A 19,675-nucleotide genomic window follows, 5' to 3' on the forward strand; every position below is an offset into this window, starting at 1 on the left:
GTTGTTACTTGGCTTGAACGCCCTTTTCAACCACTGCATCGCTAGCGACTACTGCCGTTACGGCCGCTACCGGGCTATTTGCCATCGTCAACTTATATGGCTGGACCGGCGTCACGCACAGGGCGTCGGAAACGATGGTGCGGTTCAGGATTGCCTTGTACAGGTCGTTAGGCACGGCGCTGTAGCGGCGGACCGGATCGCGTTCGCTAGGCTGGGCCAGCGACAGGTAGTCGTCGCGGTTCAGCGCGCCGCCACCGGCACGTGCCGATTCCACCCATTTGTCGAAGTCCGCATCATTGACACCGTGGAACTTGAAGTGCATGCCCGAGAAACCGGCACCGCTGTAGTTCGCGGAGAAGCCCTTGTAGACACCAGGCTTGTTGATGACGGCATTCAACTGCGTTTCCATGCCCGGCATGGCGTAGATCTGACCTGCCAGTGCGGGGATGAAGAACGAGTTCATGACGGACGACGCGGTGATCTTGAAGCGGATTGGACGATCGACAGGCGCGTACAGTTCATTCACGGAAGCGATGCCTTGCTCCGGGTAGATGAACAGCCATTTCCAGTCCAGGGCCACGACTTCGACGATCATCGGCTTGTGGCTGGCAGGAATAGGACGGTTCGCGTCGATACGGCTCAATGGGCGGTAAGGATCGAGGGTGTGGGTACTGATCCAGGTCAGCAGGCCCAGCACGATAATGATCAACAGGGGCGCGCCCCAGATAATCAGCTCGAGGCGAGTCGAGTGGTCCCAGTCCGGCTCGTATTTGGCCGCGGTGTTGTTTTTTCTATAGCGCCATGCGAAAAGCAGGGTCAGGGCGATTACCGGAACGATAATCAACAGCATCAGCAATGTAGAGATGACAATCAAATTGCCTTGCTGAACTGCGATGTCACCAGACGCATTCAGTACCACCGTATTGCAACCAGCCAACAATGCGAGAGGTAAAAGAAGCAGTCCGCGACGAACTTTTAATGAAAACATACAGGAAAGTCCAGTACAGGGGATGAAGATATGGTACTGTATTCTCACTGGAGCGCGTTGGCAATTGGACGTTTTGTCCACCCCCTTGCTCGGATTTTCACTGGGTGGCTGCGGAGTTTTCCTACAGCTATCTATTGAATAGTCCTACTCCGGGCGTGAGACACCCGGGGTATGTTACGCGTTGGCCGAACTCGAAACTATATTGGAGACGATCATCATGTCCAGCACGCGCATACACAGCGGGGATGTACCCGCCGACTTTTCCCCCCACTCCCTGCGCGACGCACGCGGGGCCGGCACGGTCGAATCGCATATCGACCCCGGTGAGATCGCCGTCGGCGTGATCATCGGCCGCGCTTCCGAATACTTTGACTTCTTTGTCTACGCCATCGCCTCGGTGCTGGTGTTTCCACGCGTCTTCTTCCCGTTTGAAGAACGCCTGGAGGGTACATTATATGCATTCCTGATCTTTTCGTTCGCCTTCATCGCCCGTCCGTTCGGCACCGTGATCTTCATGGAGATCCAGCGCCGCATGGGACGCAGCGCCAAGCTGACGTTCGCCCTCTTCCTGCTGGGCGTGTCGACGGCCGGCATCGCTTTCCTGCCGACGTATTCCCACCTGGGCTTTGCCGCCATCATCTGGCTGTCCGTGCTGCGCATCGGCCAAGGCGTGGCGCTGGGCGGTTCGTGGGATGGCCTGCCTTCGCTGCTGGCCCTGAACGCGCCGGAAAACAAGCGCGGCTGGTACGCCATGCTGGGCCAGCTGGGCGCACCGGTCGGCTTCCTGATCGCCGCCGGCCTGTTCTGGTTCATGCTGACCACCCTGACGGATGAAGACTTCCTCGACTGGGGCTGGCGCTATCCTTTCTATGTGGCTTTCGCCATCAACGTCGTGGCCCTGTTTGCCCGTCTGCGCCTCGTGTCGACGAATGAATATGCGCGTCTGCTCGACGAACGCGAACTGCAGCCCGTGAGCGTGTTTGAAATGAGCCGCGGCCAAGGCCGTAACGTGCTGATCGGCGCCCTCGCCGCGCTGGCCAGCTACGCGCTGTTCCACCTCGTCACCGTGTTCCCGCTGTCGTGGATTTCCGTCTACCAGACGCGTTCCGCCTCGGACTTCCTGCAAATCCAGATGCTGGGCGCCGTGCTGGCCGCCGTCGGCGTGGTGATTTCCGGCGTGCTGGCCGATAAAGTGGGCCGCCGCACCACCCTTGGCGTGCTGGCCGTGCTGATCGCCATCTTCAGCGCCTTCGTGCCAACCCTGATGGGTGGCGGCAATACGGGCCAGGACGTCTTCATCCTCGTGGGCTTCAGCCTGCTGGGCTTGTCCTACGGCCAGGCAGCCGGCGCCGTGACGGCCAACTTTCCTGCCCGCTTCCGCTACACGGGCGCGGCCCTGACGTCCGACCTGGCCTGGCTGGTCGGTGCCGGCTTCGCCCCGCTCGTGGCGCTGGGCCTGTCGGCCAACTTCGGCCTCGCCTATGTCAGCTTCTACCTGCTGTCGGGTGCCGTCGCCTCGCTGGCCGCGCTGAGCCTGAACCGGGCGCTGGAAATCCGCGACTGACATATAGACTGACATATATATAGAAGCAATCCGGGTGGCAGCGCGCCGCCACCCGGAACACCCCAAAAACGCCGGCACCGTCCGGCGTTTTTTCGTAGGTCGGCTTAGCCCGCAGGGCGTAAGCCGACAGGCGCCGCCACGAAGATTGTCAGATTACGCTGCGCTAATCTGACCTACGCAGCTAAAACTGACATATATATAGAGAGACAACTGGGGTGGCAGCGCGCCGCCACCCGGAACACCCCAAAAACGCCGGCACCGTCCGGCGTTTTTTCGTAGGTCGGCTTAGCCCGCAGGGCGTAAGCCGACAGGCGCCGCCACGAAGACTGTCAGATTACGCTGCGCTAATCTGACCTACGCAGCTAAAACTTGACATATATATAGAGAGGCAACTGGGGTGGCAGCGCCCCGCCATCCGGAACACCCCAAAAAACGCCGGCACCGTCCGGCGTTTTTTCGTAGGTCGGCTTAGCCCGCAGGGCGTAAGCCGACAGGCGCCGCCACGAAGATTGCCGGATTGCGCTGCGCTAATCTCACCTACGCAGCTAAAACCCGGCCCGGCTCACTGTATCGACAGTTGCCGCCCACCCGTGCCTTCCTTCTTCGGCAAGTTCAGCAGCAGCACGCCATTTTCATAGCGGGCCTGCGCGCCTGCCTCGTCCACCTCGTGCGGTAGCACAAAACTGCGGTACTGCTGGCCGTACTCGCGTTCGCTGCGCACGGTCTTGCCGCCGCCGTCGCGCGTCACTCGCTCATCCTTGAGTTCGGCGCTGATGGAGACGCGGTTGCCGTCGATGGAGACTTTGATATCGTCCTTGTTGACACCGGGAATGTCCGCCTGCACCTGATAGGCTTGTTCGGTTTCGGAAATGTCGACACGCATGCGTGCCGAACCGCCATCGCGCAAGCGCAAGGCGGGCGCGAAAAAGTCGTGCATGAATTCTTCCATGTCGCTGAACGGGTCGAAACGTGCCAGCGGGTTTTGCGGATCGCGACGGATCAGTTGATTAGCCATGATGTCCTCCTGCATGGGCTGGTTTGCACACGGCGGCCGTCCGCTTGGACGTCGCCACCTCTTGCATCTTAGGATGTCAACAACCAATCTCTTTGATCTGCCTCAATCGTGGCCAGCTTGATTTTTCCTCTACCTTCATCTGTGCGCTGCCCCGCATTGCACTACCTTGCGCCTGCGAAAAATGCCCCAAGGCTGTTATGCTAGCGCACGCTATGCTTGACCATCAGAAATCTTGCATTTCAATTAAAATTGATTTTTTCGCGACAGCCTTACACGGACATGATGAATACCAAGACCCCGATCGACTCCTTCAGCTTTCGCCGCATCCTCGCCCGCAACGTGACCTTGCCGCTGGTCATTGGGGTCGTCACGGCCCTCGTGTTCGTCGCCCTGATCGCCTACCTGCTCTCGGCCTTGCGCTCGGTCGAGCATTCCGAACGGGTGATCGGCAACGCGAATGAAGTCATGAAATTGTCGGTCGACCTGGAAACGGGCATGCGCGGCTATCTGCTGACGGGCGATGAAACTTTCCTGGCGCCGTATAAATCGGGCAAGGCCAAGATCGCCGTGGAAATGACCACCCTGCTGGACCTGGTGTCCGACAGCCCCATCCAGGTGGACCGCTTGCGCCGCATCCGCGCGCTGCAAGGCCAGTGGCTCGATTACGCCGAAGGCGTGATCGCACAGCGCCGCAACAACCAGGAATTCCTCGCGCGCGTGCGCCAGGGCGAAGGCAAGCTGGAGTTTGACGAAATCCGCCGCGAATTCCTCGCCTTCCTGTCCATGGAACAGCGGCTGCGCCAGGAACGGGCCGATACGGCCGAAAGCCGCACCATGCTGGCCGTCGTCGTATTCCTCATCCTCAGCCTGGGATTGTCGGGCTTGCTCGCCTACCTGGGACGGCGCGAACTGCTGCGCCTGTCCGATATCTACAACGATGCGCTCGAGCAGCGCGGCAAGGACAACGACGTGCTGCAGGAGCAAGCGTGGCTGCGCACGGGGCAGACGGAACTGGCGGCCCACACGAGCGGCCAGCTGGGCTTGCCGCAACTGGGACGCCACGTGCTCGATTTCCTCGCCCACCGCCTCGACGTGGCCATCGCCACCCTGTACGTCGTCGACGAGGATGGCAGCCTGCGCCGCACGGCCGTGTACGGTTTCAACGAACAGGGCGTCAAGGAAAAACAGGTGTTCAAGGTGGGCGAAGGCCTGGTGGGCGAGACGGCACGCGAAAAGCGCCTCAAGCATGTGCAGCAAGTGCCCGAGAACTACCTGACCGTGACGTCGAGCCTGGGCCGCGGCGCGCCGCTGGAACTGGTCCTGGCGCCCGTCAACAATGAAGGCGTCGTCAACGGCGTCATCGAACTGGGCTTTACGCATCCCGTCAGCGCCCGCGCCAAGGAATGGCTGAACCTGATTGCGGCAAACGTCGGCACCTCGCTGGAAGCGGCCTTGTACCGCCAGCGCCTGCAAAACGTGCTCGAAGAAACCCAGCAATTGAATGAAGAACTGGAAGTGCAGCAGGAAGAACTGCGCACGGCCAATGAAGAGCTGGGCGAACAGTCGCGCGTGCTGGAACAGTCGCAAGCCCACCTAGAAGAGCAAAAGGCGGCGCTCGAGCAGTCGAACGGGCAGCTGGCCGTGCAGGCGCTGTCGCTGGACCAGAAAAACATGGCCATCGTCCAGGCGCACGCGCAACTAGAAGCGCGCGCGGAAGAGCTGCAGCGGGCCAGCCGCTACAAGTCCGAATTCCTGGCGAACATGTCGCACGAGCTGCGCACGCCGCTGAACAGCTCGCTGATCCTGTCGAAACTGCTGTCGGACAACACCAGCGGCAACCTGACGCCGGAGCAAGTGACGTTTGCGCAAACCATCTATTCGGCCGGCAACGATTTACTCACCCTCATCAACGATATCCTCGACATTTCCAAGGTCGAGGCGGGCAAGCTGGAATTGACGCCGGAAAGCGTGCCTTTCGACGAACTGCTCAGCAGCATGAAAATGCTGTTCGGCGCCCAGGCCCAGCAAAAGAAACTGACACTGAGCGTCAAGGTAGCGCCGGATACGCCGCCGTCGCTCGTCAGCGACCGCCAGCGCCTCGAGCAAATCCTGAAAAACCTGCTGTCGAACGCCATCAAGTTTACCGATACGGGTACCGTGAGCTTGCACGTGAGCAGCGGCGCGGATGGCCAGGTGCGCTTCCAGGTGCAGGATTCGGGCATCGGCATTGCCGACGACCAGCAGCACAAGATTTTCGACGCTTTCCACCAGGCCGACGGCACCACCAGCCGCCGCTATGGCGGCACGGGACTGGGCCTGTCGATTTCGCGCGACCTGGCCGCTTTGCTCGGCGGCAGCATCGAGCTGGCCAGCACGCCAGGCCAGGGCAGCACGTTTACCCTGGTACTGCCGGCCGTCATGCCGGAGCGCGCCGTGGAAGCGGAGCCGGCCCCGGCCGCAGTGCCGCAAGCGCCTGCAAAAATCACGGCCGCCGCGCCCAAGCCGGCGCCCGCCGCCAAGCCCGTACCGCTGCCCACCTTCCAGGATGACCGCGACAGCGTGCCGGCCGCCAAGACGGGCCAGCGTTCCGTGCTGGTGATCGAGGATGAACCGTCGTTTGCCGGCATCCTGTTCGACCTCGCGCATGAAATGCAATACCGCTGCCTGGTGGCGCACGGCGCCGATGAAGGCTTGCGCCTGGCCGAGGAATTCCTGCCCGACGCCATCCTGCTCGACATGGGCTTGCCGGACCGTCCGGGCTTGCTGGTCTTGCAGCAGCTCAAGGAAAACCCGCTGACGCGCCACATTCCCGTGCACATTGTGTCTGGCAACGACCAGATCCAGGAAGCGATGCAGCTGGGCGCCATCGGCTACGCCACCAAGCCGCGCACACGCGAGCAGCTGAAGGAAGTGTTCCGCAAGCTCGAATCGAAATTCACGCAGCAGATGAAGCGCATCCTGCTGGTCGAGGACGACGAACGCCAGCGCGAAAGCGTGGTGCACCTGATCAGCGACGACGACGTGGAAATCACGGCCGTGGCGCTGGGCGAGCAGGCGCTGGAATTACTGAAAACGCAGATTTTCGACTGCATGATCATCGACTTGAAGCTGCCCGATATCCAGGGCAACGAATTGCTCGAACGCATGGAACATGAAGAACTATGCTCGTTCCCGCCCGTCATCGTCTACACGGGCCGCAACCTGAGCCGCGAGGAAGAAGCGGACCTGATGAAGTATTCGCGCTCGATCATCATCAAGGGCGCCCGTTCGCCCGAACGCCTGCTCGACGAAGTCACTCTCTTCCTGCACAAGGTGGAATCGGAACTGTCGAGCGAGCGCCAGGGCATGCTGCAGCAGGTGCGCAGCCGCGAACGCGTGTTTGAAGGGCGCAAGATCTTGCTCGTGGACGACGACGTGCGCAATATCTTTGCCCTGACGAATGCGCTGGAACAGCGAGGCGTGGTGGTGGAAATCGGCCGCAACGGCTTCGAAGCCATCAGCAAGCTCAACAGCGTGGACGATATCGACCTCGTGCTGATGGATGTCATGATGCCGGGCATGGATGGCCTGGAAGCGACGCGCCTGATCCGCGCCGATGGCCGCTACAACAAGCTGCCAATTATCGCCATCACGGCCAAGGCCATGAAGAATGACCAGGAAGAATGCCTGCAGGCGGGCGCGTCCGACTACCTGGCCAAGCCGATCGACCTTGATCGTTTGTATTCGCTGCTGCGCGTGTGGATGCCGAAGATGGAACGCATCTGATGTCCCAGCGCACCACGGACGCGCAGCTGCACGCGCTGATGGAAGCGCTGTACCAGCGCTACAGCTATGATTTTCGCGACTATTCCCTGCCCTCGCAGCGGCGCCGCCTCAATCATGCGCTAGACCGCTTGCATTGTGCAGATGTGCCTGCCCTCCAGCAGCGCGTGCTGGACGACCCGGCCGCCTTTGGCGACCTGCTGCAGATTTTGACCGTGCCCGTCACGCAAATGTTCCGCGACCCGGCATTTTTCCGCGCCTTGCGTGAACACGTGGTGCCCGTGCTGAAAACCTACCCGTCGCCGACCATCTGGGTGGCCGGCTGCTGCACGGGGGAAGAAGCGCTGTCGCTGGCCATCGTGCTGCACGAGGAAGGCTTGCTCGAACGCAGCACGATCTACGCCACCGATATCAATCCACAAGCGCTGGCCACGGCCGCACGCGGCGCCTATCCGCTGCACCGGCTTGAAGAATATGGCGCCAACTACCTGGCCGCGGGCGGCCTGGGCCAGCTGGCCGACTATTACATGGTCGAGCATGCCACGGCACGTTTCCAGCAGCGTCTGCTCGACAAGATCAACTTTGCCGACCACAGCCTGTCCACGGACAGCGTGTTTATTGAAACGCAATTGATTTTGTGCCGTAACGTCTTGATTTACTTTAATAAAACCTTGCAGGAACGGGCCCTGGGCCTGTTCCACGATTCGCTGTGCCACCGGGGCTTCCTGGGACTGGGCAGCAAGGAAAGCACGCATTTCACGCGCTTTGCCCCCGACTTCGAGCCATTGCCGGGTCCTGAAAAGCTCTACCGCAAGCGTGCGCCGTCGCACGCCGCTTCCCACTACGCTGGACGGCACATGCCAGGAATGAAACATGATGAATGAAACAAGCACCAAACTGCTGATCGTCGACGACTTGCCGGAGAACTTGCGCGCGCTCAACGCGCTGATACGCGAGAGCGACCGCAGCGTCTATCAGGCCTCGTCCGGCGAAGAAGCGCTGGCCCTGCTGCTCGAGCACGATTTCGCGCTGGCCATCCTCGACGTGCAAATGCCGGAGATGGATGGTTTTGAACTGGCGCAATTGATGCGCGGCACGGAAAAGACGCGCCACATCCCCATCGTCTTCGTCACGGCGGCCGGCAAGGAAATGAATTTTTCCTTCCAGGGCTATGAAAGCGGCGCTGTCGATTTCCTGCACAAGCCGCTCGACATCAATGCCGTGCAAAGCAAGGTCAACGTGTTTGTCGCCCTGCACCAGCAGCGCAGCGAGACACGGCGCCAGGTGCAGGCGCTCGAGCACAGCCGCCAGCAGCAGGAAGCGTTATTGAAGGAATTGCGCGCCACGCAGGCTGAACTGCAGCGCTCGCTGCGCCTGCGCGACGAATTCATGTCCATGGTGGCGCACGAACTGCGCACGCCGTTGAACACGCTGTTCCTGGAAACGCAGATGCGCACCGTCAACCTGGAACGGGGCAACCTGGCCGCTTTCGATCCGGACAAGCTGGGCAAGATGGTGGCGCGCGACGGGCGGCAAATCCGCAGCATGGTGCGCCTGATCGACGATATGCTCGACGTGTCGCGCATCACCAGCGGCAAGCTGTCGATCCGCCGCGAAGCCGTCGACCTGACCTGCCTCGTGCGGCGCGTGGCAGACGACCTGGGCCCGTATGCGGCCGCCACGGGCAGCGTGCTGGAAGTGATGGCCTTCGAGCCCATCCACGGTTTCTGGGACGCCTTCCGCGTCGAACAGATCGTTGTCAATCTGATCAGCAACGCCGTGCGCTACGGCCAGGGCCAGCCCGTGGAAATCAGCCTGGCGCACACGCAGAACAGCGCCGTCATCGAAGTGCGCGACCATGGCATCGGCATCAATGCGCGCGACCAGGAACGCATTTTCGACGCGTTCGAGCGTGTCATGCACCAGGACCGCACGGGCGGACTGGGCCTGGGCCTGTTCATCACCAAGCAGCTGGTCGATGCGCATGGCGGCGCCATCACCCTGCAAAGCCAGCCCGGTAATGGCGCCCTGTTCAGCGTCACCCTGCCGCTGGCCGGCAGCTGAGGCCGGCATGACCAGCACACCCGTCCCCCGCAGCCAGGCCGGCGCCAGCGGCGTCGCCTTTTTGCTGCAACTGGAACGCCGGCTGCGCCTGTTGCAAGACACGGGCGAGATTCTTTCCCTGTCGGCCCAGCTGCTGGGACAACGCCTGGGCGCCCAGCAAGTGGCCTGTTTCGATATCGACCAGACCCTGCAGTGCCCCACCTTGCAGCATGCGTGGAGCGATGGCCTGGCGCCGGGCGCCGCCGGCGAGTATTTCCTCGGCGATTACGCGGCAGGCCTGGCCGATGCGCTTGCCGCCGGCCAGGCGCTCGCCGTCAGCGATGTGGCAAGCGACCCGCGCACAGCCATGCCGGCCGCGCTGGCCGCGTTCGCGCGCCTGGGCATCCGTGCCTTCCTGAACATTCCGATTGCCAAGGATGGCCAACTGGCGGCCCTGTTCGTCGTGCACAGCAGCGCGGCGCGCCTGTGGCATGCGGACGAGATCGAACTGGCCGTGCAAGTGTCGGAACGCGTCTGGTCGACCATTTTGCGGGCCCGGGCGGAATCGCGTTTGCGCGCCCTGACTGCCAGCATGGAAACGCAAGTGGCAGAGCGCACGCGCGAATTCGGCCGCACCTGGAACGTCAGCCCCGACTTGCTGGGCGTGCTTAACCTCGACGGCTATTTCGAACACTCGAACCCCGCCTGGCAAGCCACCTTGGGCTGGTCCGTGGAGGAAATCCGCACGACGAAATTTTTTGAACTGATCCATCCGGACGACTTGCCGCGCACCTATGCGGCCTGGGATGCGGCCAACCAGGGCCAGCCGGCGCTGCGCTTCGAAAACCGCTACCGCCACAAGCTGGGCGGCTGGCACTGGCTGTCGTGGGTGGCCGTGCCCGAGGGCGAGAAGGTGTATTGCAGCGCGCGCGACATTACCGTGGAAAAGAAGCTGGAAGCGGAACTGGCCGCGCGCAACGGCGAGCGCGAGCGCCTGTGGCGCAGCGCGCAAGACCTGATGGTGGCCATCGATGCCGAAGGCTGCTTTGCCGCCGTCAACCCGGCCGCCGGCGCCATCCTGGGCTGGCTGCCCGAGGAAATGCTGGGCCGCAGCATCTTCGACTTCGTGCTGGCCGAAGATGCGGCCGCCACGCGCCAGGCGCTGGCGCAAGTGACGCAAGAGGCCAGGCCCAGCTTTGAAAACCGCTACCGGCACCGCGATGGCGGCCACCGCTGGCTGTCGTGGGTGACGGCCACCGAAGGCGACCTGATATTTGCCACCGGGCGCCATGTCACCGTGGAAAAAGAGGCGCAAAACACCTTGCGCCTCATGCAGGAATCGTTGCGCCACAGCGAGATGGCCCTGCTGCAATCGCAAAAGCTCGAAGCGCTGGGCAAGTTGACGGGCGGCGTGGCCCACGATTTCAATAACGTGCTGCAAATTATCTCGGGCAATCTTCAGCTGCTGCAGCTGAGCCTGGATGACGACCCGCTGGCCGCCAAGCGCATCGCCAGCGCCTCGGCCGCCGTGGAACGGGGTGCCAAGCTGTCGGCCCAGCTACTGGCCTTTGCGCGGCGCCAGCCATTGAAACCGCTGGTGACGGACCTGGCGCAGCTGCTGCGCTCGACGGAAGAGCTGCTGCGGCGCGCCACGGGCGAAACCATCGAAACGCGCTGGCTGCTGGCCGACGATTGCTGGCGTGCCCTGGTCGACCCGCACCAGCTGGAAAACGTCATCCTCAACCTGGCCATCAATGCGCGCGACGCCATGGATGGCCAGGGCCAGCTGACCATCGAGCTGAGCAACATCGTGCTGGACAGCGATTACGCGGCCCGCCATGCGGACGTGGCGCCCGGCGACTACGTGCTGCTGGCCGTCTCGGATACGGGCGCGGGCATTCCGGCCGAGCTGCTGGACAAGATTTTCGAGCCGTTCTTCACGACAAAGAAAGAAGGCGAAGGCACGGGCCTGGGCCTGTCCATGGCCTATGGTTTCCTGCGCCAGAGCGGCGGCCACCTGACGGTGGACAGTTTGCCTGGCCATGGCAGCACCTTCCGCATCTACCTGCCACGCTCGCTGGAAGCGGAAACGGAACTGCCGCTGCAGCTGGACGGCCCCGTGCTGGGCGGCAAGGAAACCATCCTCGTCGTGGAAGACGACGTGCAGGTGCAGACGACGGTGGTCGACATGCTGCGCGGCCTCGGTTACGTCGTGCTGCGCGCCAGCGATGGCGAAAGCGCACTGGCCGTCATCGGCAGCGGCGTGCCCATCGACCTGCTGTTTACGGACGTGGTGATGCCAGGCAAGGTGGCCAGCACGGCGCTGGCGCGCCAGGCCCGCGTGCTGCTGCCACAGCTGGCCGTGTTGTTTACCTCGGGCTACACGCAGGACGCCATGATGCAGGGCGGCCGGCTGGAACCGGGCGTGGAGTTGTTGAGCAAACCGTACCGGCGCGAAGACTTGGCGCGGCGCATCCGCCACCTGCTGGCCAATGGCCGCCACGTGACGGCCCTGCACCAGTACCGCGCGCAACTGGCGCCGCCGCAACCCACACCGGCGCGGCCGGAGGGAAGGCATATCCTGTTGGTGGAAGATAATGCGGACGCGCGCGCCATGACGAGCGAATTGCTGGCCATGCTCGGCCATACGGTGCTGGCCGTGGGCACGGCCGAGGAAGCCTTGCCCCTGCTGTGCACGCCGGGACTGGACTTGCTGCTGACCGATATCAGCCTGCCACGCATGTCGGGCGCCGAGCTGGCCGAACTGGCGGCGCGCGACTATCCGCAGCTGGAAGTGGTATTTTCCACCGGCCATGCACCGGCCAATTCCGGCGTGCTGGACCCGCAAGCGCGCTTCCTGGTGAAACCATTTACCGTCAAGCAATTGCAGCAAGCCTTGCTGGCGCCAGCCGAGTAAGCCTCTAAGTTAGTAGACGTCGAGCCGGCGCGCCTTCAGTGCGCCGGCCAGCTCTTCCAGACCAAACGGTTTGCGCAGGAAACGGGCGCTGGCGTCCTGCATCAGGCTGGCGCCCCAGTCGTGGCCGGAAGCAAACACCACGTCCAGCTGCGGCCAGTGTGCGCGCGCATGGCGCGCCAGTTCCAGGCCGGACATCGTGGGCAGGCTGATGTCCGTCACCAGCACGTCCAGGCCCGGCATGGCCAACAGCGGCATGGCCGCTTCCGCGCTGGCCACGCCGTGCACGGTGTGCCCCAGCATATTGAGCATTTCCGTCGTCATTTCACGCGCATCGTCATTGTCTTCCACCAGCAGGATGCGCCGCCCGGACGGGTCGGGCGCGCCCACGAGGCGGCGGTCGGCCAGCAAATGGCGGATGCGCCGCGCCAGGTCTTCGCGCTGGTACGGTTTGCTCAACAGCTCCACGCCCGGGTCCAGCCGCCCGCCCTGCATGATGGCGTTGTGCGTATAGCCCGAGGTAAACAATACGGCCAGTTCCGGCAGCAGCAGCCTGGCCTGCTGCGCCAGCTGCTTGCTGCTGACGGGACCGGGCATGACCACGTCCGTAAACAGCAGGTCGATGGCCACGCCCGTGCCCAGCAGGGCCAGGGCCGAGGCGCCGTCATCGGCATGCAGCACGTCGTAGCCGAGGCCGCGCAGCATGTCGACCACCGTGTGCTGCACGGGCGCATCGTCTTCCACGACGAGGATGGTCTCGCCACCGCCCAGCACGGGGCCCGTCAGGCCCGGTGGCGGTTCGGCCAGTTTTTCCAGCGAACGGGGCAGATAAATCTTGAACGTCGTGCCGGCGCCCGGCGCGCTGTGCACCTTGATGTGGCCCGCGCTCTGGCGGATGAAGCCGTACGCCATGGACAGGCCCAGGCCCGTGCCCTCGCCTTCGCGCTTGGTGGTGAAGAAGGGCTCGAAGATCTGGTCGATCACGTCGCGCTCCATGCCATGGCCCGTGTCGGTGATGGTCAGCAGCACGTATTGCCCCTCCAGCACGTCCGCATGCTGGCTGGCGTAGGCGGCGTCGAGCGTCACGTTACTCAAGGTAAAAGTCAGGCGCCCGCCCTTGTCCATCGCATCGCGCGCGTTGATGGCCATGTTCAGCAGCACGTTTTCCATCTGGTTCGGGTCGACCAGCGTATGCCACAGGCCGTCGCTGATGAAGGTTTCCTCGGTAATCGCCTCGCCCAGTGCGCGGCGGATCAGCTCATGCATGCGGCGCAGCAAACGGCCCAGGTCCGTCACCAGCGGTTTCAACGGCTGGCGCCGCGCAAAGGCCAGCAGCTGCGACGACAGCTTGGCGCCCCGCTCGACGGCCGAGGCGGCCGAATCGAGGCGGCGGGCCGCCTGCGGATTGTCCGCCACCGTCAGTTTCAGCAACTGCAAATTGCCGGAAATGATCTGCAGGACGTTATTGAAATCGTGGGCCACGCCACCCGTCAGCTTGCCGATCGATTCGAGCTTTTGCGCCTGCAATAAAGCTTGCTCGCTGCGCACCAGCGCCAGCCGCGCCTCTTTTTCATCGGTGACGTCGCGGCCGATGGCATGGATCAGCTTTTGCGCCGGCACGGCCGTCCAGGAAATCCAGCGGTAGCCACCATCGCGGCGCCGGTAGCGGTTTTCCATGCGCAAGGTGGGCGCGCCATGGGCCAGGCGCGACAAGTCCTGCAAGGCCACCATGCGGTCGTCGGGATGCACGAGGCTGATGAAGTCCATGCCCAGCGATTCGACTTCCGGGCGCTCGAGGATCTTGCTCCAGGCGGGATTGACGGCGATGATCATGCCGGACAGGTCCGCCACCAGCATGATGTCGGTCGACAGCCGCCACATGCGGTCGCGGTCGGCCGTGCGGTTGGCCATTTCCACTTCCAGCGAGGAATTCAGGTAGGCCATCTTTTCCAGCACGTTCTTCTGTTCCTGCACGTCCGTATTCGTGCCCACCCAGCGCAGCACCTTGCCCGCCTCGTCGAACAGGGGCAAGGCGCGCGCGAGGAACCAGCGGTAGGCGCCATCGCTGGCGCGGCGCATGCGGAACTCCTGTTCATAGGCGCTGGCGGTGGCGACGGCCCGGTCCCAGCTTCTCTGCGTGGTCTGCACGTCGTCCGGATGCACGCAGTGGCGGAAACCGCTGGACACGAGCGACTTCATCGATTGTCCCGTGTATTCGCACACCTGTTCGTTGACCCAGTAGGTGGCGCCGCTGCCATGCGCGAGCCAGGCCTGGTTGGGCATGGTGGACGCGAGCGAACGGAACTGCGCCTCGCTGTCGAGCAAGGCATTGCGCGCCTGCCAGTGTTCGTCGATATCCTCGCACGAGCCATACCATTTCACGGCTTGGCCGCGCTCGTCCCGCCGGCAATATGCGCGCGAATGCACCCAGCGGTACTGGCCATCCTGCCGGCGCACGCGCATTTCCTGGTCGAAAGGCTGGCCGCTGCCCACCGCTTCGCTCCAGGCCGCCAAGGAATGGGGAATGTCTTCGGGGTGGATGGCTTCCAGCCAGCTGGTGCCCAGGCCGTTGCCGCCCGTCCATTCGCGCCAGCGCTGCGCGACATAGTCGAGCTTCCCGTCGATATCGGCCGTCCACAGCACTTGCGTGTTCAGTTCGATGGCGTAATGAAAGTGTTCGCGGCTGTCGTGCAGCGCCTGTTCCAGCTGGCCCCGCTCGATGACATGCGCGGCCACGCGCGCGGCCAGCGCCAGCAGTTCGATCTCCGGTTGCGTGGGATGGCATGTCGCCTGGAAAAACAGGCCCAGCACGCCCAGGATATGCCCTTTGGCGCCAAAGACGGGGGCGACCCAGCAGGCGCGGTAACCGTGCAGCAAGGCTTCCTTGCGTCCCGCGCTCCAGTGCACGTCGCGCGTGATGTCGCCGCAATACACGGGCGCGCCGGAAAAGGCCGCCGTGCCGAACGGGGATGGCTGTTCGCCGCCATGGCGCAAGGCCAGGCACAGGTCTTGTGGCAAGCTGGGTGCGGACAAGCCGCAAAAGCGGTCGGACTCGTCGATCAGCACCAGGCAGGCATGCGCGCCGCCGTCGGCCAGCGCTTGCAGCGCCAGCAACAAATGCTCCAATGCATGGGCCAGGTCGGCGCCTGCCGCGATGCTGCCCAGCGCACTATGCTCGGCGTCCAGCAAGGAAAGAATGTTGTTTGCGTGCACCGTGTCGATAAGGGGAAAACTGATGCCCGGAATATACCATGGGGCAACCCTCTTGCAGGAGGAAACAGCGCATCGCTTGATCTCTACGTGCACGTGCCCCTATGCTAAAGTGTTGCTCTCTTCTCAAGCGAGTTCCAGCATGCCTACCTCCCTGCCGTCCTCCCTGATCGCCACCGCCCTGCTCGCCTCAGTCCGCGGCGCCGTCGCCGCCCCCATGAGCCTGGACGACTACCTGGCCCTGAACGGCCCACCGCCAACGGCACAGATCGCCTATGGCCCCGCACCGTCGCAATACGCACAGCTGTTCCGGCCCGAAGGCAGCGGACCGTTCCCCGTCGTCGTGCTCGTGCATGGCGGCTGCTGGACGGTGGCCTTCGGCGGCATCAAGCAGATGCGCAACGTGGCCGGCGCCCTCGTCGCACAAGGGATCGCCGTGTGGAATGTCGAGTACCGGCGCGTCGACGAGCCGGGCGGCGGCTACCCGGGCACCTACGAAGACATGCACGCGGCACTCGACAGCCTGCAGCAGCACGCGCCCCAGTACCAGCTGGACGTGAACCGCATCGTCGCCATGGGCCACTCGGCCGGCGGCCAGCTGGTGCAATGGATCGCAGGCAGGGAAAAACTGCCAAAGACCAGTCCCCTGTACCGCGACAACTACCTGCCAGTGAAAAACATCGTCAGCCTGGGCGGTCTGGCCGACCTGCGCCATGAGAAAGACTTGATCAAGACCAGCTGCGAGCGCGACATCGCCCAGCTGGCAGGCCAGCCCAGCGCAACGCGCCCCGACATCTACAGCGACACCAACGCCGCCGACCTCATCCCCAACGGCAGCCGCACCGTGCTGGCCACGGGAGAACTCGACACCATCTCGCCTCCCCGCGTGGCGCACGACTATGCAGCGAAAGCTGTGAAGGCCGGTGACCATGCGGAGGTGCTGATTTTGCCGGGGGCCAGTCATTATGACGAGATCGCGGCGACGTCGAATGCTTGGACGATGATTTTGCCGGTGGTGCGGGGGATGTTGGGGATGGAGGCGAAATGATGAGAGTAGTGCCTGAAGCGGGCGATATGACAAAAGTAGCGCTCAAGGCTCGCGCATATCTGCCGTCAAGCGGTGTTCAGCCCAACTCCGATATTGCCTCCGTCAGCTATGCCGACGGCACACTGATTGTGCTGATTGCCTGTTCGCGAGAGCAAAATGACGTCAGCGGCCTGAAGATTACGTTCCCCGACGTAGACGGATTTCGCTTGCTTGATGAGGTCGACCTGGTGCGATACTGGAATTCCAGTGACTTCCCGTGCGGCAGCCACCTCTTGGAAGTGCTGACAGGAGGTTGGGGTATGGAAGAGAACACGCTACAGGGTTTTGAACACACACGGCGCGAATGGCTGGTCGTCACCGGGAACGCCTGCCTCAGCGCATTTTGCCAGGCAGAGCCTGAGTTAGCGGAGGCAACATGGAAGTTTCAAGTCTAAACAGAGATACAAGAAAAATGTCCGTACAGATCGAACGCTACGTTGACGACGCCTTTCCGGGCGTAGTCGCGTGCGTGCTGAGCGATGCCGATGGCGGCAGGCATGAATTCATTGAGAAAGTGCCAGTGGTCAGTAGCAGCGATCTGCGTGCGGACAGCAGCTATCCGCAGCCGGGATACATTGCTTGCGTTGTCGAACACGAATGGATGGACACGGCTGGGCGCAAGCTGGTGCGCATCAATACACAAGCTCCTTGGGACATTGCGTCTGTTTCAGGGATAACGGTGTTTAACGTACTGGAAGTGCAACTAATCGGCAAGTGATGACGGACAGTTAGCACCTGCGACGTCAGCTAAACGACGTGACAATGCGTGACTTTTTTCGCTGGGTAATTCGTTATGCTCATGACTCCATGGAAAGTTAGTGTCGCGGAACCAGTGTCCTTTATAGGGCGGAACCTGGCAACGACAGCTACCGATCAAAAGCTGGCGGCACTAAATCCGACATTTTTTAACCGAAAAAATTTGGTTAAATCATTCCCCCCTTGTGCTTGATTTAATGCCACGTATTTTCAATTTGAATTAAAAATTAAAGAGGCTTTGATTGTTGTTAAAAAAAATTGCGATTAACGGGCATGGCCTATTTTCAAACTTATCTTTCCCTCTTTCATCTGCTTGTGACGCAGGCACCAACTACAAGACGGTGATCATTGGCCCAAATGGAACTGGCAAGAGTACAATATTATCTTGCATCGCGGATGCATTGACCATTGAATGTAGTGAGAGAAAAATCAAGTCTCTTATCGGGATTGATTATAGCTATGACCTTGAAGCAGAAATGGCTGGAAAAGCCCTATTGATCAGCAGTAGCGATATAAGCTCCGGAGGAAATTTCGGAAAAGGAAAGATTTTGGCGATTTCTTCCACGCCAAATGATCGCTTTCCGTTTCTAGCGAAAAATAGTGTACGGAAAAGTGAGCACTACGTGTATTTGGGTTTGAAAACTGCTTCCAATAACATCTTTTTCTCCAATATGAAAGAAAAGATGTTCCAAGACATGCTTTTGATATGCCGATCGACACGTAGGGTGAATGGTGCACTGGAGGTTCTGAATAAACTTGGCTTCAACAGCAAATTCTCAATCACGCTGGAACGAGGTAGTAATTTCGCTGCTTTCAATGACTCAGGAAGACGTAAGCTTCACAGCAACGCAATGGCAGGAAGTGCAAGTTTTCAGAATGCAGCTTTCCGTGGATTCGTGACATCTGATTTCTATATCGAAAATGAAGTCGCCATTAAAGATTTTCTCACGTCTATAGAAAATGACGCATCGGCGCAAGCCAACTTATCTACAATTAGTCGAAATAAAAAATTATTCGATAAATTGACAATGATATCACGTTTGACGGAAGCTAAGATTCTAACTATAAAAACACTTTCAATATTCTCGAATAATGGCATCGACTTACATCAATCCAGTTCGGGTGAGTTCAACATCTTGAGAATATTCTTGTCGATTATTGCGCACGTGGAAAATGATTCAGTAATCATGATTGACGAGCCAGAAATAAGTTTGCACCCGAACTGGCAAATCGACTTTCTATCGATACTAGATGCAGCATTAGTCGGTTTTTTGGGTTGTCACTCTTTAATAGCCACACATTCGCATTTTTTATTGTCCAATTTGGAGGGGAGAAATTCCACAATTCTGGCACTCCAATTTAATCATGAGCGCGGAGAAATTTTCGTTGATGCTTTAGATGTTAATAGTTACGGATGGTCGCCCGAGCACACATTATATCAAGTCTTTGGAGTCACCGGATTTAGAAACAAATACCTCGAACTTGACCTACGAATCATCATCGATTACATGAGCAACGATTCGGGAAGCTTTCGAAAATTCAAAGAATCTTTGGGGCGAATTAGAAAATTTAATATTACTGAAATCGATCCATTGTTTAAACTCATCAACAAAGCTGAGAAAATCATAAAAGAAAAGTCATGAAAAATGCATTAAGGTTCACGGAACAAATTGTTGCGGCATATACGTACACCGTTGCGGAACAGTCCTTAGTGGATGCTCTTCACAATTCAACGCTAGGTCATGATGAGATGTGGAGCGGCAGCATAGCTACCATTCCACATAAGCGCAAAGATCGGGACACACTTAAAACTAATATCAAAAAATTCTTGGAGTTAGCACAAGACGGGTACTGCTATTACTGTGGTTTTAGCTTTGTTTCTAGGAACGGTGAGCGTGGCTATAAGGGTATCCAGCGCGACCACATCGCTCCGAAAAGTTTGTATAAGCAGTTCACCTTTCAGAGCAGAAATTTAATTCTTGCCTGTTCGAAATGCAATTCCAGCGATTATAAAGGCGATACGGAGACTGTTGAAAAGGCATCTGCTGAGTATGATAAATGTGATTTTAATATTATTCACCCTTATTTGGATAAATTTTCTCGTCATCTCCAGTTGCAGGACGATGGTCTGCTCAAGCTTGTTCGTAAGTCTCGTAAAGGAAAGGCGACCAAAAAGATGTTTGGACTAGATGAAACATTTGAGGTGACGCTCAGGTCTGTTTGCTTGCAATTTGATAAATATCAAGTTAACACTTTAGAAGAGTTATTGCTTGCGCGCATATCTAAGGTGAATATTTCAGTTCATAAATGAAAGGTCTGCTAAGAGGCCAGAGTGT

Annotated in this window: 13 protein-coding genes; 10 read left to right on the forward strand and 3 right to left on the reverse strand. The window is 60.2% G+C overall.

Features of this window, described 5'->3' with window-relative positions:
* Positions 1 to 4 precede the first annotated feature (4 nt).
* Positions 5 to 988, reverse strand: a complete 984-nt coding sequence (gene cyoA, locus OPV09_RS16000; RefSeq protein WP_338678742.1) for a ubiquinol oxidase subunit II — start codon at positions 986 to 988, stop codon at positions 5 to 7.
* Positions 989 to 1,205: 217 nt separating this feature from the next.
* On the opposite strand from cyoA, the gene OPV09_RS16005 reads away from it, so the two are divergent.
* A complete protein-coding gene (locus tag OPV09_RS16005) occupies positions 1,206 to 2,552 on the forward strand; it encodes an MFS transporter (protein WP_034748049.1) in 1,347 nt (448 codons plus the stop codon).
* Between the two features lie 562 nt (positions 2,553 to 3,114).
* Here the strand turns inward: OPV09_RS16005 and OPV09_RS16010 are convergent.
* The gene (locus OPV09_RS16010; protein WP_338678743.1) at positions 3,115 to 3,567 is read right to left on the reverse strand and encodes an Hsp20/alpha crystallin family protein; all 453 of its coding nucleotides are present in this window, start codon (positions 3,565 to 3,567) and stop codon (positions 3,115 to 3,117) included.
* Between the two features lie 282 nt (positions 3,568 to 3,849).
* On the opposite strand from OPV09_RS16010, the gene OPV09_RS16015 reads away from it, so the two are divergent.
* Genes OPV09_RS16015 through OPV09_RS16030 form a run of 4 tightly spaced genes read left to right on the forward strand, consistent with a single transcriptional unit; the run spans position 3,850 to position 12,289 of the window.
* A complete protein-coding gene (locus tag OPV09_RS16015; RefSeq protein ID WP_338678744.1) occupies positions 3,850 to 7,332 on the forward strand; it encodes a response regulator in 3,483 nt (1,160 codons plus the stop codon).
* A complete protein-coding gene (locus OPV09_RS16020) occupies positions 7,332 to 8,213 on the forward strand; it encodes a CheR family methyltransferase (protein ID WP_219328994.1) in 882 nt (293 codons plus the stop codon). Before OPV09_RS16015 ends, OPV09_RS16020 begins: the two co-directional genes overlap by 1 nt.
* Positions 8,203 to 9,393, forward strand: coding sequence for a hybrid sensor histidine kinase/response regulator (locus OPV09_RS16025; protein ID WP_338678745.1), 1,191 nt, complete (start codon positions 8,203 to 8,205; stop codon positions 9,391 to 9,393). The genes OPV09_RS16020 and OPV09_RS16025 overlap by 11 nt, the downstream gene beginning before the upstream one ends.
* Before the next feature lie 7 nt (positions 9,394 to 9,400).
* Entirely contained in the window at positions 9,401 to 12,289 is a 2,889-nt protein-coding gene (locus OPV09_RS16030) for a hybrid sensor histidine kinase/response regulator (RefSeq protein WP_338678746.1), read from the forward strand.
* Between the two features lie 9 nt (positions 12,290 to 12,298).
* Here the strand turns inward: OPV09_RS16030 and OPV09_RS16035 are convergent, their stop codons facing one another.
* Positions 12,299 to 15,499, reverse strand: coding sequence for a PAS domain-containing protein (locus OPV09_RS16035; RefSeq protein ID WP_338678747.1), 3,201 nt, complete (start codon positions 15,497 to 15,499; stop codon positions 12,299 to 12,301).
* 139 nt (positions 15,500 to 15,638) lie between these two features.
* Between OPV09_RS16035 and OPV09_RS16040 the strand changes: the two genes are divergently transcribed.
* The 5 genes from OPV09_RS16040 (at position 15,639) to OPV09_RS16060 (ending at position 19,650) form a co-directional block, all read left to right on the forward strand.
* Positions 15,639 to 16,544 carry an alpha/beta hydrolase gene (locus tag OPV09_RS16040; protein WP_338678748.1) on the forward strand — a complete coding sequence of 302 codons (906 nt, stop codon included), beginning with the start codon at positions 15,639 to 15,641 and terminating at the stop codon, positions 16,542 to 16,544.
* A complete protein-coding gene (locus OPV09_RS16045; RefSeq protein ID WP_152546386.1) occupies positions 16,541 to 16,978 on the forward strand; it encodes a hypothetical protein in 438 nt (145 codons plus the stop codon). Before OPV09_RS16040 ends, OPV09_RS16045 begins: the two co-directional genes overlap by 4 nt.
* 17 nt (positions 16,979 to 16,995) lie before the next feature.
* Positions 16,996 to 17,301, forward strand: coding sequence for a hypothetical protein (locus OPV09_RS16050; RefSeq protein ID WP_034748032.1), 306 nt, complete (start codon positions 16,996 to 16,998; stop codon positions 17,299 to 17,301).
* A 283-nt stretch (positions 17,302 to 17,584) separates the two neighbouring features.
* Positions 17,585 to 18,982, forward strand: a complete 1,398-nt coding sequence (locus OPV09_RS16055; RefSeq protein ID WP_338678749.1) for an AAA family ATPase — start codon at positions 17,585 to 17,587, stop codon at positions 18,980 to 18,982.
* The gene (locus tag OPV09_RS16060; protein WP_034748029.1) at positions 18,979 to 19,650 is read left to right on the forward strand and encodes an HNH endonuclease; all 672 of its coding nucleotides are present in this window, start codon (positions 18,979 to 18,981) and stop codon (positions 19,648 to 19,650) included. Before OPV09_RS16055 ends, OPV09_RS16060 begins: the two co-directional genes overlap by 4 nt.
* Positions 19,651 to 19,675 lie beyond the last annotated feature (25 nt).

Source organism: Janthinobacterium sp. TB1-E2 (assembly GCF_036885605.1).
Classification (GTDB): Bacteria; Pseudomonadota; Gammaproteobacteria; order Burkholderiales; family Burkholderiaceae_D; genus Janthinobacterium; species Janthinobacterium aestuarii.